The following is a 14,307-nucleotide window of genomic DNA, read 5'->3' as shown; positions in this document are numbered from 1 at the left end:
GAACTCTTCGTCCTGGCGGCGAGATCAGGTGCCGCACGGTGCCGCATGCGGCATTGTGGTGCCACAACTGATCCGGAGGATGCCATGACCATGTTGCAGATCGGAACCGGGCTCGACAGCCCGACAGCGGCCGCGGAACTGGACGCGCGTCGGTTCAATCGCCACACCTTCTGGTGCGGGCAGAGCGGCAGCGGGAAAACGTACGCACTGGGCGTCGTCCTCGAACAGCTCCTCCTTCATACCGAGCTGCCGTTGCTGATCCTCGATCCGAACGCGGACTTCGTGCGGTTGCAGGAGACCCGCGACTCCGCTGCGACGACGTCGGCCGAGATGATCGCCGGTCTCGACACTCGGGTGTTCCGTTCAGGTCCGGGCAGGGACGATCCGCTCCACGTCCGCTATGTCGACCTGTCTCCGTCGACGAAGGCCGCAGTGCTGCAGATGGACCCGATCCGCGATGCCGAGGAGTACAACGTTCTCCTGCACAGTGAGGCGGACGCGAAGCAGTTCGACGCTGCGGAACTTGTGAAGGCCTTCCGTGCCAGTGGCGAACCAGCACGAGTGCGGTTGGCCAATCGGATGGAGAACCTCCAGGTGCTCAACTGGGACTTGTGGTCGCGAGGTACGAGTTCCGTCGTCGACGCCATCGACGAGCGTCCCCGAGCAACCGTCCTGGACCTCGGTGGGTTCGATCATCCCGCGGAACCGAAGGTCGCAGCTCTTGCCGTGCTCGAGCACCTGTGGGCGCGCCGGCAAGAGCGCCGCCCCGTCCTCATCGTCATCGACGAAGCGCACAACCTGTGTTCTCCCGATCCGAGCACAGAAGTCGAGCGGGCACTCACCGCGCAGCTCGTTCAGATCGCGGCGGAAGGGCGGAAGTTCGGCCTCTGGCTGTTCCTGTCGACCCAACGGCCGACGAAGATTCACCCGAACGTGCTGTCGCAGTGCGACAACCTCGGCCTGATGCGGGTCAACGCACCCCGGGACCTTGCCGAACTCGCCGAGGTGTTCGGGTTCGCGCCCGAAGAAGCGATCCGCCGAGCGAAGAGCTTCCGACAAGGTCAGGCATTGTTCGCCGGAGGGTTTATCGCCGAGCCCACGTTCGTCCAGATGGGTGAACGCCTCACCGAGGAAGCCGGCGGTGATGTGCGAGTGCCGATGCGCGCCATCTGACGGTGCGTTGACAGAAACGTCGAGCCAGTGTTGATGCGCCGTGGCAGTCTCGCCAACCAGAGAAACGAAACTCGCCGGTGCCGAGGGCGAACCCTGCCCCATCTGATCCGCTCATGCGCAAAGCAGGAAAATACAGACGCGGCAACAGGGTATACAGGAAGACAGCAGGGTGCTGAGCGGCGCAATGAGTAGTTGTGCCAACAGCCCCACCACAACAACGAAAAGCCCCGACGAGATCACTCTCGTCGGGGCTTCGTCGTTCTCGCCGCCATGCCGGCCGGATGCCGGTGAGGCGTGTGTCGGCATCCGCCCCACGTCAACCCCCTCTGTCGATCCGCCCCGTGCGCGTAGCGTCGCCGGTCCGACCGAAGGAGATGGCGTATGAGCGATCTGCAGAACACCCAGGGAACGTCCGACGGAGATGAAGCGGCCGACACGGCATCCGGCGGCGCCCCCGATGAGACGACGTCGTCGAGCACCGACAAGAGCACCGACGAGATCCTCGAGGACGAGACGACGGACGAGAACGGGAAGCCGCTCGAGAACCCGTCGGGAGGCTGATCTGCTCGCGGACGCGAGCGCGAGATCGCCGCTCACCGGGGAACCGGTGAGCGGCGATCTCCGTCTGTGAGGCGGTCGGCGACGGCGCTCGTGATCTCGGCCAGCGCGTCCAACTGAGCCGGTGTCAGTGCGTCGATCACGAGCCGTCGGGCCGTCTCGATGTGACCGGGCATCGCGTGGATCAGCACACGCCGTCCCTCGGCGGTGAGCCTGACGTTCGTGGCGCGGCGGTCCTCGGGGTAGGGGAATCGGTCGACGATGTCCCTCTTCTCGAGGCGCGCGCAGACGTGCGACAGTCGGGGAAGGGTCGCGTTGGTCGACGCGGCGAGCTCCGTCATCCGCATCGTGCTCTCGGTGGCGAAGCGCAGCGACGTGAGCACCAGGAACTCGAAGTGCGTCAGCTGTGAGTCGCGCTGCAACTGCGAATCCAACGCCGCCGGGAGAAGCTGAGCGACGGTGATCAGGCCGAGCCAGGCGCGGGATTCGCGCTCATCCATCCGAGGAACCTGGAATACCATGAGCTCATCGTACGTTACTTGTAGCGACAACCAATGAGACGCACTCGACGATCATGCCGAGCGAGTCGACGACAACCCGACCTCGGGCGGAACGGAGCGGATCATGACCTCGATCAGCATCATCGGAGCAGGCAACCTCGGCGCGGCGATCGCCGGCATCGCGGCGAAGGCAGGAGCGGACGTTCAGGTGCTCGCACGCGACCCTGAGAAGGCCGCCACCGTCGCGGCCCCGCTCGGAGCAGCGTCGGGTCGACTCGGCGACGCCCTCACCGGTGAGATCGTCGTGCTCGCGATTCCGTACCCGGCGGTCGACGACGTGCTCCGCACCTACTCGGCAGCGCTCGCGGGCAGGACGATCGTCGACGTGACGAACCCCGTCGATTTCGACACCTTCGACGGCCTGGCTGTTCCCGCCGACTCGTCGGCGGCCCGCATCATCCAGGACGCCGTGCCGGGAGCATCCGTGGTGAAGGCCTTCAACACGAACTTCGGCGCGACTCTGGCGACGGGCGTCGCCGGTACCCTGCCGACAACGGTCCTCGTCGCCGGTGACAGCGCCGCCGCCACGCAGTCGGTCGTCGACTTCGTGGTCGCCGGCGGTCTGCGGGCGGTCGACGCGGGCTCGCTCTCGCGTGCCCGTGAGCTCGAGGCGCTCGGATTCCTGCAGATCACGCTCGCCGCCGCGGAGAAGACTCCGTGGACCGGCGGATTCGCCCTCATCGGCTGAGCTCGCGCCATGACTCCTTCGTCTTCTTCGTCAGACTTCGACTGGCGCGCACCTGCGGTCTCCACCGCCGGTGCGGCGCCGGACGGCGCCCGCATGAGCGCGGTCGAACTGCTCGTCCGCGATCTCGACGCGATGACCGCCTACTACCAGCAGGCCGTGACCCTCGACATCCTCGATCAGTCCGGCGCCACAGCGACGCTGGGGCGTGCGGGTGAGCCGATCATGCGACTGCGGCAGGAGAAGGACCTGCCGCCCGCGAACCCCCACGCGGCGGGGCTGTATCACACGGCCATCCTCTTCCAGGATGAAGCGCGGTTGGCGTCTGCGCTGCTGTCGGTGGCGCAGCAGGCGCCGCAGAGCTTCACCGGCTCCGCAGACCATCTCGTCAGCGAGGCGTTCTACTTCACCGACCCCGAGGGCAACGGACTCGAGCTGTACCATGACCGTCCGCGAGACCGGTGGCAGGTGACACCTGACGGATCGGTGCACATGGATTCGCTCGCGCTCGATCCGAACCGTTTCCTTCAGCGGTGGCTGGCGCCGCATGCCGACGATGAGGGGCAGACGGCGACCATCGGCCATGTGCATCTGCAGGTCGGCGACATCCCGACGGCTCGCCGGTTCTACTCGGACATCCTCGGATTCGACGTCACCGCGGCACTCGGGAACACGGCCCTCTTCGTCTCCGCCGGCGGCTACCACCACCACATCGGAATGAACACGTGGCAGAGCGCAGGCGCAGGACCGCGGGCCGCCTCGCTCGGACTCGGAGACGTCCGCGTGACCGTGCCCGCACGTGCCGACATCGACGCGCTGGCCGACCGGCTCGCGTTCCATCACGTGCCGGTGGAGGACGACGGACTCACCCTGCGTCTGAGCGACCCATGGGGGACGCGGCTCGCGCTCACGCCGGAGAGCTGAACCCGGACACCGGCCTCCGCCCAGGAGAGAGGGCGTACGCTGAGCACAACAGCGTCGACGGTCCGTGGAGCGGATCGTTCGTCGATGACCGGATCTCCTGCGGGTGGTTCCGCGGGAGGTGCCGATCGGCAGACGTCTCGTCGTCGGATCGGGCCGGTACCCGATCCATCGCGGATGGATGCGCATCATGACGCTTTTCGGCTTTCTCAGTACCTATCCGCCCACGCGCTGCGGACTCGCGACGTTCACGGAGGCACTCGCATCGGCGATAGCCACGGGTGACAGCGATCGCTGCGTCGTGGTCCGTGTCGACGATGGCGTTCCCGCCGACGCCGCCGTGTCGTCGGCACGCCTCCGTGTCGACGATCGGATGCTGCAGCCGGGCGACCCCGCCGGCCGCGCCACCGCAGCGGAGACTCTCGCTGTCTGCGACATCGTGGTCGTCCAGCACGAGTACGGAATCTACGGCGGCGCCGACGGCGACGAGGTCATCGACCTTCTGCAGCGGCTGCACGTTCCGCGGGTCGTCGTGATGCACACGGTCCTTCCTGCGCCCACCGCGCATCAGCGGAGGGTGACGGAGCAGATCATCGAGAACTCCGAGATCGTCGTGGCGATGACCTCCACCGCCGCGGATCTTCTCTCGGAGCTGTACGGCGTGCCCGAGGAACGATTGCGTCTCATACCGCACGGAGTCGAGGAATGGACGGCCCAGCCCGACATCGTGCACTCCGAGCGCCCGGTGCTCCTCACCTGGGGTCTGCTCGGACCCGGCAAGGGAATCGAGTGGGTCATCAGGGCCCTGGCGACGATGAAGGATCTGGACCCGCAGCCCCTGTACCGGGTGCTCGGCCAGACGCACCCGAAGGTGCTGCTCGAGAACGGAGAGCAGTACCGACGCTCCCTCTGGGCGCTCGCCGACGAACTCGGCGTCATCGCATCCGTCGAGATCGATGCGCGATACCAGCAACCCGATGAACTCGCGCGGGAGGTGGCCGGAGCGGACGTCGTGATGCTTCCGTACGACTCGCACGACCAGGCGACATCAGGCGTCCTCGTCGAGGCGGTCGCGGCGGGCAGACCGGTCGTCGCGACCCGGTTCCCCCACGCGATCGAACTCCTCTCCGACGGAGGGGGAGCACTCGTCGCGCATCGGAGTCCCGACGAGGTGGCGGCGGCCGTGAGGATGCTGCTGGCGGATCCCGCGCACGCCCTGGCCGACGCGGAGCTCGCTCGTTCGCTCGGATCGGTGATCAGCTGGCACAGCATCGCGGAGCGGTATCGCGAGCTCGCCGCCGAACTGGCCCTCGTCGGCGGCCTGCGATCATGAGCGCTGTGGAGGCGCCTGCGGTCGTGCCGCTCTCCTTCGACCATCTCGCAACCATGACGACGCCGAAAGGCGTGCACGAGCACGCACTGCTGCGGGAGCCGCGCCTCGAACACGGGTACTGCACCGATGATGCCGCGCGAGCACTCACCGCCGTGGTGCGGGAACCGACCCGTCCACCGGGGTCCGGCCGGCTGGAGTCTGCCTACGTCGATCTGCTGGAATCCGCAGTGTCGACGAACGGCGCGGTGCGTAATCGGCGCACGGAGGCGGGCGCCTGGAGCGACGAGCCGGCGACCGGAGACTGGTGGGGTCGTGCGATCGGCGGACTCGGGGCGACCATCAGGTACTCGCGCGATCTCGGTCACAGGTCGCGGGCGCTGCGAGCGTTCCTCCGAGCATCGGTGCGGTCGTCCGACGACGTGAGAGCCAGCGCGTTCGCGGCCATCGGTGCGGCCGATGCCCTGTGTGCTCTGCCCGATGCGACGGCGGCGCGTGTGCTGTTGATCGACTGCCTCGCGCGGATCCCTCGTGTGGCCGACGGCGGTCACGGCTGGCCTGAGCCGACTCTCAGATACGCGAACGCAGCTCTCTGCGAGGCGCTCATCGCCGGTGGGAACGCACTCGGACGACGGGAGACCCTCGACGAAGGCCTTCGCATGCTCACGGGCCTCATCGCTGTCGAGACCTCGCCGCGCGGACACCTGTCGGTCACCGGTTCGGCGGGGAGATCGACGGGTGAGACCGGGCCGCTCTGGGACCAGCAGCCGATCGAGCCGGCGGCGATCGCCGACGCCTGTGTGCGCGCGCTCGAGGTCACCGGAGACCGCGGGTGGGCGCGGGAGGTCCTGCGCGCCTGGGCATGGTTCGAGGGTGACAACGACAACGGGATCCGAATGCTCGACGAGACGACAGGTGCCGGTTTCGACGGCCTCGTGCCCGGCGGCCGCAATGAGAACTGCGGGGCGGAGTCCACGATCGCGGCGATCAGGACGAATCAGAACGCCCGTATCGCCGCACGGTGGCTGTCGTGAGCGCACTGGCGGTCGATGCGGGCGTCGAGCTCTCAGCACGTCCCGAGCGGGTCGTGCTTCGTCTGTTCCTTCCGGGAGAGAGCACTCCGGGCGGAGACACCAGGACCGAGGCTGTGCTGCGGCGAGTCTCCGCGATGCGTCCGAGCGACATCGCCGCCGAGGCGATGGCCATACTCGATCGCTTCAGCCCGCGTCATCCCGATCTGACCGCGATGCTGCGCGCCAATGCCGAGGTCGTCCTCCCGGCCGACGCGCCTCCTCTCGACGACCACCGCGCCACCGTGATCGGGGCGGTGTTCTCGGCCGAGTACGCCGTCGAAGCAGCGGCGCTCTGCAATCCGAGCATCGTGGAGCACCCTGACCAGTCGTCGCTGTCACCCGGGGAGTTCCGGGTGCTCCTCAGTCTGCGATCGATCGGAGAAGGGCACATCTCGTCGATCCAGTTCTGCGAGGCGATCATCGGCCCCGATCGCACCTGGAGCTTTCTGCCCCGGAGTGAGACGCTCAGCTCGCCGGTCATCGGCGAGGCGATATGGACGGTAGAGCACTTCGCCCGCGCTCTTCGGCACAGCGGTGGGACGGGGGAGACCACTCGCGCGGTCGTCCAGTCCCTGCCCCGGACATTCTCGGCCTCGATGTTCGAAGATGCAGTGCACGGGCTGCGATCGCCGCTGCTGCACCAGGAGGGGGCGCGCGATGAGCTCAATCGCATGCGGATCGCTGTCGACTCGGCGTACGGCGTCGAGTTCTCACCCGCTGATCCGCTGAGCGGTCGCGTGCTCTTTCCGGTCGCGGATGAGGAGCGGCGGGGGATGGAAGACGTCCGGCTCGTCGAGATCTCCGACGCGGACGGACCACGCTACCGGGGCACTTTCACCGCCTATGACGGCCACTCCATTGCCTCGCGGGTGTTCACGACCGATGACTTCCGACGTTTCGAGGTACACCGGTTGACCGGCGAACCGGCTCGCACCAAGGGCATGGCGCTCTTCCCGAGGCGATTCGACGGCGAATGGCTGGCACTCAGCCGTGCGGACGGCGAATCGACAGGCATCGCCCGTTCTGCCAACGGGCTCGATTGGTCGCGTCAGACGGCGATCCACAGCCCGTCAGAGCTGTGGGAGGTGGTGCAGACGGGGAACTGCGGGTCGCCTCTGGAGACGCCGGCGGGCTGGCTGGTGCTCACGCATGGAGTCGGACCGATGCGGTCATACAGCATCGGAGCGATCCTGCTCGACCTCGAAGATCCGACACGAGTCATCGGGATGCTGGATCGGCCACTCATCGAGCCGACCGACGCGATCGGGGGGTATGTCCCGAACGTGGTCTACACCTGTGGAGGGATCATCCATGAGGGCGTGCTCTGGATCCCGCACGGCGTCGCTGACCAGAGGATCCGAGTGGCATCGGTGATGCTCGCGCCCCTGCTCGCCGAGATGACCGGATAGTCGGTCGGGGTTGGTTGCCCTCCCGAGTCACCCACCCCAGATGGATCGCTCGAGAGGGCTCACCGTCCATCCCGGACGGTAGGGGAGGCGGCGAAAACTCTCGCTGCTCTCATCGGCTGAATCCCCATTCCCCAGCCGGTAGCCCCCGCTACTGAATGCAGAATATCGCGAAATCGGCTTGTCCGCCATTTGGGGGACAAAGAAATCTACGAATGTTTCTTCCGAGTTCCGGGGTTGTCCTGAGAGCGCCGACTCATAGAGTGGGGTCATGGACAGAAAGCTCGTGCTGGATGCGCAGCTCGCCATCGCGATCGGTCATCGGATCGAGGTGACCGAGCACATCGTCGAGGCGACGGGTGAGCCGGCGGTGCTCCTGATCGTCGACCTCGAGACAGGCATCAGATATCGCCGGGAGGGTGCCCCGAGGGGCGAACTCGTGCGCTGGTTCGGGCGGGTCGTCGACTGCACCGTGACGATCGGCGGGCGCACCACGTACACGGCGCTCGCCGTCGACACGGATGGCGACGGCAGCGGGGCAGCAGGTGCGGAGGCTGCGCTGCTCGGCGCGGATGCCGCGGTCGAGTCGGCGAAGGCGCAGGCCGCGCGCTGGGGCGGCAGTGACCGCGTACCCGCTCCCGAGCCCGAACGCTTCTGGTGACGTCCTCTCACCGGAAGTCGCGCGAACGGTGCATGACTCCGGTACGGAGATCTTCGAAGGCATCGGCGAGGACGTTCACGACGCCCTCAGCTGACCGCTCGAGGATGCCACGGATGATGAGCGCCGGCGAATCACGGGCGACCCGGCGATAGCGCGCCCATACCCCGGTCGAACAGATCACATTGACGAGGCCGCTCTCGTCCTCGAGGTTGAGGAAAGTGACACCCGCCGCCGTCGCCGGACGCTGTCGGTGCGTGACGAGTCCCGCGACCTCCACTCGCCGCCCGACCTCGTGGTGCTGCAGATCTGCTGAGGAGAGGACCCCGCGCTCGCGCAGCGGACCGCGGAAGTGAGACATCGGGTGGTCGTCGGTCGAGACGCCGGTCGACCACAGATCGGCGGAGAGGCGCTCATAGCTGGACTGGTCGCTGAACAGCGGGGGCTGCACGGCCACGGTCGTCCCCGGGAGATACTGTGCGCGGTCCTCTGCTGCCGCGCCGGCGAGCCAGATCGCCTCTCTGCGCTGGAGGCCCAGGCACTCGAAGGCGCCGGCCGTCGCCAGGGCCTCCAGCTGCGCGGCCGTGGCGTCGGTCCGCCGGACCAGATCATGCAGATCGCGGTAGGGCCCTTCAGCTTCCCGTGCGGACACGATCCGCCTGGCCAGGGGCATGCCGATCCCGCGCACGCCGCTGAGCCCGAGGCGCACCGCGTAGGCGCCGTCTCTGCGGTGCTGCGCAGAGTCGTCCGGGCGGGAGCGATCGAACCGTGGGACACGCGGCTGCGACGCATCAGCGCAGGAGTCGAGCCCCGTCGGCATCCGCAACGGCGTCCCGCCGTCGAGAGGTTCGAGGGTCTCCGTCGCGCCGGAGGCATGCAGATCGGGTCGACGCACCTCGACACCGTGCCGCCGAGCATCTGCGGTCAGGGTCGAGGCGGAGTAGAAGCCCATGGGCTGCGATCGCAGGAGTCCGGCGAGGAACGCTGCGGGATAGTGCAGCTTGATCCAGGAGCTCGCATAGACGAGGAGCGCGAAGGACAGCGAGTGCGACTCGGCGAAACCGAAGTTCGAGAACGCCTGGATCTGCGAGTAGATGCGGTCGGACTGCTCGGAGGTCAGACCGCGTCGGGACATTCCCGCATAGAGCTTGTCGCGTACCTTCTCGATCTTCTCGAGACCGCGCTTCGAGCCCATGGCCCGTCGCAGCAGATCGGCCTCATCAGCGGTGCAGTCGCCGATGGCCGTCGCCATCTGGATCAGCTGCTCCTGGAAGATCGGGATGCCCAGCGTCCGCTTCAGGATCGGCTCGAGATCGCTGTGGGGGTAGGGGATCTCGAGCACCACCGGGTCTTCGCCGCGAGCGGCTCGTGCACGGTTCTCCTCGTCGAGGGCATCCTTCGCGATCTTCCGGCGGACGAACGGATGCACGGCCCCGCCCTGGATGGGACCCGGCCTAATCAGGGCGATCTGGATCGCGAGGTCGTAGAAGGCACGGGGCTGCAGGCGGGGGAGCAGGCCGATCTGTGCGCGGGACTCGACCTGGAACACCCCGATCGAATCCGCTCTGCACAGCATGTCGTAGACGGCGGCCTCTTCCTTCGGAAGGGTCTCCAGCGTCCAGTCCTCACCTGTCGCCCCACGGATGAGGTCGAAGGAGTGCTGCAACGCCGCCAGCATCCCGAGCCCCAGCAGGTCGAACTTCACCAGTCCCATCCAGGCCGCATCGTCTTTGTCCCACTGGATCACCGTGCGGTTCTCCATGCGTGCATGCTCGACGGGGACGACCTCACCGACGGGTCTCGCCGTGAGGACCATGCCTCCCGAGTGGATGCCGAGGTGCCGTGGCGCCTTCAGCAGCTCACCCGCGTACTCGACGACGTTCTGCGGGATGTCGTGCTCCTCGGCCATCTCCAGCCCTGAGCTCCAGCCGTCGACCTGCCGCGACCATGCGTCCTGCTGACCCGGTGAGTACCCGAGCGCCCTCGCCATATCGCGGACGGCGTTCTTCGGGCGGTACTGGATGACGTTCGCCACCTGCGCCGCGCGCTCGCGCCCGTACTCCCCGTACACCCACTGGATGATCTCCTCGCGGCGGTCGGAATCGAAGTCGACATCGATGTCAGGCTCTTCCTGACGGGTGGTGGCGAGGAACCGCTCGAACGGCAGTCGGTACAGGATCGGATCGACCGCGGTGATCCCGAGCAGATAGCAGACCGCGCTCGCCGCAGCGGACCCGCGCCCCTGGCAGAGGATGCGGCGGCGCTTCGCCTCGGCGACGATGCCGTGCACGATGAGGAAGTAGCCGGGGAAGTCCTTCTCTTCGATCACATCGAGCTCGCGTTCGATCCGGCGATGACCGTCGTCATCCAGGTTCGGGTACTTCGCCGGTACGGCTTGCCACACCAGGTGCCTCAGCCAGCTCATCGGCGTGTGGCCGTCGGGAACCTTCTGCTTCGGCAGCGCAGGGCGTGCACGGCGAAGGGGGAAGGCGGATGCTTCTGCGATCTCGAGTCCGTGGGAGATGGCTCCGGGATATCGACGGAAGCGCGCGGCCATCTCCGCTCCGCTGCGCAGGTGCGCACCGCCGTGCGAGGGGAGCCAGCCGTCGAGATCGTCCATGCTCCGCACCGCTCGCACCGCGGCCACCGCTTCGGCCAGCGACGCGCGCTCGGGGGCGGCGTAGTGCACGTTGTTGGTGGCCACGACGGGAAGGTGCAGTCGCCGGGCGAGACCAGCCAGGGCATCGTTGCGACGGGTGTCCAGGGGGTCGCCGTGGTCGAACAGCTCGACGGCGACATGATCCTGTCCGAACAGATCGACGAGCCGACGCAGGGGCGTGAGGGCATCTCCGGATTCGAGACCGCGACGGACGGCGCCCTTGCGGCAGCCCGTGAGGATCGTCCACTGTCCGCCGGCCGTGGCGGCCAGCTCATCGAGGTCGTAGACGGGGCGACCCTTCTCTCCTCCGCGCAGGTGGGCTGTGGTCATGGCCCCCGAGAGCCGGTGATACCCCTCCAACCCGTCGGCGATCACGAGCAGATGATCGCCGATCGGGTCCGCGGAGCCGCGCTGAGGCGCATCGAGTCCGAGCGAGAGCTCGGCGCCGAACACCGTCTGCACCTCGACCTGCATGAGCTCGGCGACCTCGGCGAAACGTGCCGCCCCGTAGAAACCGTCGTGGTCGGTGAGCGCCAGGGCGGTGAGGCCGAGCCGTTCTGCTTCGGCCAGCAGATCTTCGGGGGAGGACGCCCCGTCGAGGAAGGAGTATGAGGAGTGGGCGTGCAGTTCGGCATAGGGCACGGCATCGCCGGGCCGGTCCTTCGCCGTCGGTGGAGTGCGTGTGCGACGGGTGCTGATGGGACCCGGGTCGGGGCGGATGGTCGGAGGTTCCCCGCCGATCGGGTGGGGTGACTCCTCGCCGCTCAGAGCGCGTTCCAACTCGTTCCAGGTCATCGGAGGGTTGTGCCAGCCCATCAGCGGTACCTCCCTTCCGCCCACCAGCGGCCTCCGGCGCAGAAGACGAGCCAGGCGCGATCGTGACCGTCGACGATCTGAAGGCGATGCCCCCTCTTGCCGCCCGATGAGTCCCAGCGTCGCTCATGGATCGGCCAGGGGCCCGCCCATGCTCGCACGGCGTCACCGTCGATATGCGCCGGGGCTGCAGACAGCGCGCCCCGGTCGTCGACGCCCACCGTCTCTCCTCCCTCTGATCGGACTCCGATCGGTCGAGGGGGCAGGAACACCTCCGCGGGCAGTGGATCGGGAAGGCTGCCGGGCCAGGGGCGCTCCGGATCGCGGGGAGCGACAGCCCGTTCTCCCCACGGGGTGAGGACCTGGCGATCGGCGAGCCAGCGACCGCCCGAGAGCGCGGCGGTGACCACTCCCTGATGGCCGAGCATGGTCTGCACGCGGGACACGGCATGGTGCAGACGCTCGTCGGTGCCGGAGCCGAAGAGTCCCGGCTGGTGGTGGGCGGCATCGTCGACCGCCACGGGCACGATGCGCACCAGGCTGATGCCCCCGAAAGCCCTCGCCTCGTCCACCGGAACCTTCGCGGATTCCGCGGCCAGAGCCTCCAGCTGCCAGCGGACCCTGTCGACGAGGTCGGCGGCATCGAAGCAGGTGGGGTGCAGCCAGGGGCGGGAGAACACCGTGCCGTTGTCATCGGTCAGGTCGATGCGCACCTCGGTGCAGACGACCGAGGCCTCGCCGAGGGCGAGCATCACGGAATCCGCCGTCTGCCGCACCGCGAACGCGACCTGATCGGCTCCGGCGAGAGGCGACTCGAACTCGATCGAACGCACCAGCTCCGGATCGGGCGGGCGGGGGACCACCCCTCGGGAGTCGGCTCCGGCGGCGAGGGAATGCAGGCGGGCGCCGCGCTCGCCGAATCGGTCGCGTACCTCGACCTCATCGAGCGCGGCGAATTCGCCGAGTGTGCGAACGCCGAGTCGCACCAGCAGACCCGTGAGCTGTTCGTCTCGCAGCACCTGTACCGGGAGGGGGTGGAGGAAGTCCTCGGCGCGGCCGGCCGGTACCACTGTGCAGGCCGTGGGTCCTCTGGCTGCGAGCTCAGCGGTGAACGGTCCGTCGGCGATGCCCACGCGCACCTCGGGAAATCCGGCCTCGGTCAGCATGCTGATCAGGTTCTCTCCGGCTGCGCTCTCGCCGTCGTGATAGCGGGAGATGCCCCGGGCGCGCACGGCGGCGAGTCCCGGTCGCAGCAGCGCCGCACCGGGGGCGTGCTTCTCGATGAGCTGGAGCACCGGCAGGAACGCCCGCTCGTCACGGGCCGGATCATGGGGCAGCACCCGCAGCGACGAGAGATGGCCCTGCGCGACTCTGCGGCGCTGTCCTGCGCGAACCCCGTGTTCGCGTGCTGACGCCGTGCAGGCGACCACGGTGTTCGCGTGCATCAGAGCGGTCGGTGCATGGGGTGGTGGCCCCCCCAGTGCTGCGCGCAGCGGCCAATCGGGGAACCACAGCACGAGCACGCGCAGAGGGGCGGTCATCCTGCCACCGCCAGAGGTCGATACTCACGACCGGAGTCGTCGTGATCGCGCAGAGTGGGCAATGCGGTCAACTCGGCCCTCGTCTCGGCGGTCGTGCTCTCTGCGGGAAGCTCTTCGATGGCGCCCAGGGGGCCGGGCAGCCGCACGCGCACACTCGCGGGCAGAGGACTGTGTCGCGTGGTCGCGGTCACCGTGGCCGTGGATCCCTCGATCAGCCCCCATCCTTCGCCGATGCCCTCCCAGTGCTGGTCGTGGAGGCGGATCGTGCCCTCGCTCTGCGGCCAGGCCCCCGTCGAGGTCGATTCGGTCACGAGAAGCGTGCCGCCGCGATCCCGCAGCCGGGCGCTCAGACGCGACACATCGGCATCGCGAGCCCGGCTGCCCGGCTGCACGGCGATGAGCGGGACCACCTCGGCCAGTGCGGAGGTCGCGGCGAGCCAGCGGTCGCCCGGCTCGGGGACGAGGATCAGTCGGGGCAGTGCGATGCCGAACGCCGCAGCCGCCTCGACGCCCAGCGTGGGCATGCCGACCACCGCGCACCACAGTCCACGGCGCGAGGCGGCGCTGAGGAGCGCGAGCACCAGGCTCGGTGAGGGGGAGACCGTGTAGGAGGTTCCGGCCTGGAGCCCCTGCTCTGGCAGCAGGGAAGAGAAGGCGGGGTCGAGGGGGAGCAGCGGCAGATCGCTGCGTCGCCGCTGCATGCGGCTGATCTCCCGGCGCAGCCTCAACACCTCTCCGGCGCGGGAGTCGCCGACCGGAGAGAGCGCGGTCACCGCTTCGAGCCCGATCCCCATGCATCCATCCTCGAATATATGTACGAATAAATCAACTGGAGATGATGACTCTAGTTCGAACGTCAGACATCCGCGGAACGGTGCGGATCTTCGCCGTAGGGTGGCGATCGGTCGTTATCCACAGCGCTTTCCGCGG

General features: G+C 68.0%; 12 protein-coding genes. 8 read left to right on the top strand and 4 right to left on the bottom strand.

The genetic code is table 11. The features are described 5' to 3' along the window. Positions 1-84: 84 nt before the first annotated feature. A complete protein-coding gene (locus IXW21_RS06670; protein WP_194763478.1) occupies positions 85-1,173 on the top strand; it encodes an ATP-binding protein in 1,089 nt (362 codons plus the stop codon). Positions 1,174-1,554: 381 nt separating this feature from the next. Continuing rightward, positions 1,555-1,734 (top strand): hypothetical protein, encoded by a 180-nt coding sequence (locus IXW21_RS06665; RefSeq protein WP_194763477.1) that lies wholly within the window; start codon positions 1,555-1,557, stop codon positions 1,732-1,734. Positions 1,735-1,766: 32 nt separating this feature from the next. Here IXW21_RS06665 and IXW21_RS06660 read toward each other — a convergent pair whose 3' ends face one another. Continuing rightward, on the bottom strand, positions 1,767-2,252 hold the full coding sequence (locus tag IXW21_RS06660; RefSeq protein ID WP_228528220.1) for a MarR family winged helix-turn-helix transcriptional regulator: 486 nt from the start codon (positions 2,250-2,252) through the stop codon (positions 1,767-1,769). 103 nt (positions 2,253-2,355) lie between these two features. Between IXW21_RS06660 and IXW21_RS06655 the strand changes: the two genes are divergently transcribed. The 6 genes from IXW21_RS06655 (at position 2,356) to IXW21_RS06630 (ending at position 8,367) form a co-directional block, all read left to right on the top strand. Further along, on the top strand, positions 2,356-2,979 hold the full coding sequence (locus tag IXW21_RS06655; RefSeq protein ID WP_194763476.1) for an NADPH-dependent F420 reductase: 624 nt from the start codon (positions 2,356-2,358) through the stop codon (positions 2,977-2,979). Positions 2,980-3,072: 93 nt separating this feature from the next. Then, entirely contained in the window at positions 3,073-3,900 is an 828-nt protein-coding gene (locus IXW21_RS06650; protein WP_194763475.1) for a VOC family protein, read from the top strand. Between the two features lie 187 nt (positions 3,901-4,087). Next, positions 4,088-5,230: a glycosyltransferase gene (locus tag IXW21_RS06645; RefSeq protein ID WP_194763474.1), complete on the top strand. Its 1,143-nt coding sequence runs from the start codon at positions 4,088-4,090 to the stop codon at positions 5,228-5,230. Then, positions 5,227-6,261, top strand: coding sequence for a glycosyltransferase (locus tag IXW21_RS06640; protein WP_194763473.1), 1,035 nt, complete (start codon positions 5,227-5,229; stop codon positions 6,259-6,261). Before IXW21_RS06645 ends, IXW21_RS06640 begins: the two co-directional genes overlap by 4 nt. Next, complete coding sequence (locus IXW21_RS06635) at positions 6,258-7,709, top strand: glycosylase (RefSeq protein ID WP_194763472.1); 1,452 nt, start codon at positions 6,258-6,260, stop codon at positions 7,707-7,709. The genes IXW21_RS06640 and IXW21_RS06635 overlap by 4 nt, the downstream gene beginning before the upstream one ends. Positions 7,710-7,977: 268 nt before the next feature. Further along, a complete protein-coding gene (locus IXW21_RS06630; protein WP_194763471.1) occupies positions 7,978-8,367 on the top strand; it encodes a hypothetical protein in 390 nt (129 codons plus the stop codon). 7 nt (positions 8,368-8,374) lie between these two features. On the opposite strand, the gene IXW21_RS06625 is transcribed toward IXW21_RS06630, so the two are convergent. The 3 genes from IXW21_RS06625 to IXW21_RS06615 are packed head-to-tail and all read right to left on the bottom strand — an operon-like array spanning position 8,375 to position 14,171. Further along, positions 8,375-11,839, bottom strand: coding sequence for an error-prone DNA polymerase (locus IXW21_RS06625; RefSeq protein WP_194763470.1), 3,465 nt, complete (start codon positions 11,837-11,839; stop codon positions 8,375-8,377). After that, positions 11,839-13,377, bottom strand: coding sequence for a DNA polymerase Y family protein (locus tag IXW21_RS06620; protein WP_194763469.1), 1,539 nt, complete (start codon positions 13,375-13,377; stop codon positions 11,839-11,841). Before IXW21_RS06620 ends, IXW21_RS06625 begins: the two co-directional genes overlap by 1 nt. Next, the gene (locus tag IXW21_RS06615; protein ID WP_228528219.1) at positions 13,374-14,171 is read right to left on the bottom strand and encodes a hypothetical protein; all 798 of its coding nucleotides are present in this window, start codon (positions 14,169-14,171) and stop codon (positions 13,374-13,376) included. The genes IXW21_RS06620 and IXW21_RS06615 overlap by 4 nt, the downstream gene beginning before the upstream one ends. Between the last annotated feature and the right edge of the window lie 136 nt (positions 14,172-14,307).

It is taken from the genome of Microbacterium sp. UFMG61 (genome assembly GCF_015354505.1).
Lineage (GTDB): Bacteria > Actinomycetota > Actinomycetes > Actinomycetales > Microbacteriaceae > Microbacterium.
The sequence above is the reverse complement of the archived record's forward strand: the minus strand, read 5'-3'. Positions and strand labels throughout refer to the sequence as shown.

Coding starts and splice junctions, on each gene's coding strand:
- IXW21_RS06655 (WP_194763476.1), top strand. CDS start 2,356: ATGACCTCGATCAGCATCATCGGAGCAGGCAACCTCGGCGCGGCGATC.
- IXW21_RS06660 (WP_228528220.1), bottom strand. CDS start 2,252: ATGGTATTCCAGGTTCCTCGGATGGATGAGCGCGAATCCCGCGCCTGG.
- IXW21_RS06645 (WP_194763474.1), top strand. CDS start 4,088: ATGACGCTTTTCGGCTTTCTCAGTACCTATCCGCCCACGCGCTGCGGA.
- IXW21_RS06625 (WP_194763470.1), bottom strand. CDS start 11,839: ATGGGCTGGCACAACCCTCCGATGACCTGGAACGAGTTGGAACGCGCT.
- IXW21_RS06630 (WP_194763471.1), top strand. CDS start 7,978: ATGGACAGAAAGCTCGTGCTGGATGCGCAGCTCGCCATCGCGATCGGT.
- IXW21_RS06620 (WP_194763469.1), bottom strand. CDS start 13,377: ATGACCGCCCCTCTGCGCGTGCTCGTGCTGTGGTTCCCCGATTGGCCG.
- IXW21_RS06615 (WP_228528219.1), bottom strand. CDS start 14,171: ATGGGGATCGGGCTCGAAGCGGTGACCGCGCTCTCTCCGGTCGGCGAC.
- IXW21_RS06665 (WP_194763477.1), top strand. CDS start 1,555: ATGAGCGATCTGCAGAACACCCAGGGAACGTCCGACGGAGATGAAGCG.
- IXW21_RS06670 (WP_194763478.1), top strand. CDS start 85: ATGACCATGTTGCAGATCGGAACCGGGCTCGACAGCCCGACAGCGGCC.
- IXW21_RS06650 (WP_194763475.1), top strand. CDS start 3,073: ATGAGCGCGGTCGAACTGCTCGTCCGCGATCTCGACGCGATGACCGCC.
- IXW21_RS06640 (WP_194763473.1), top strand. CDS start 5,227: ATGAGCGCTGTGGAGGCGCCTGCGGTCGTGCCGCTCTCCTTCGACCAT.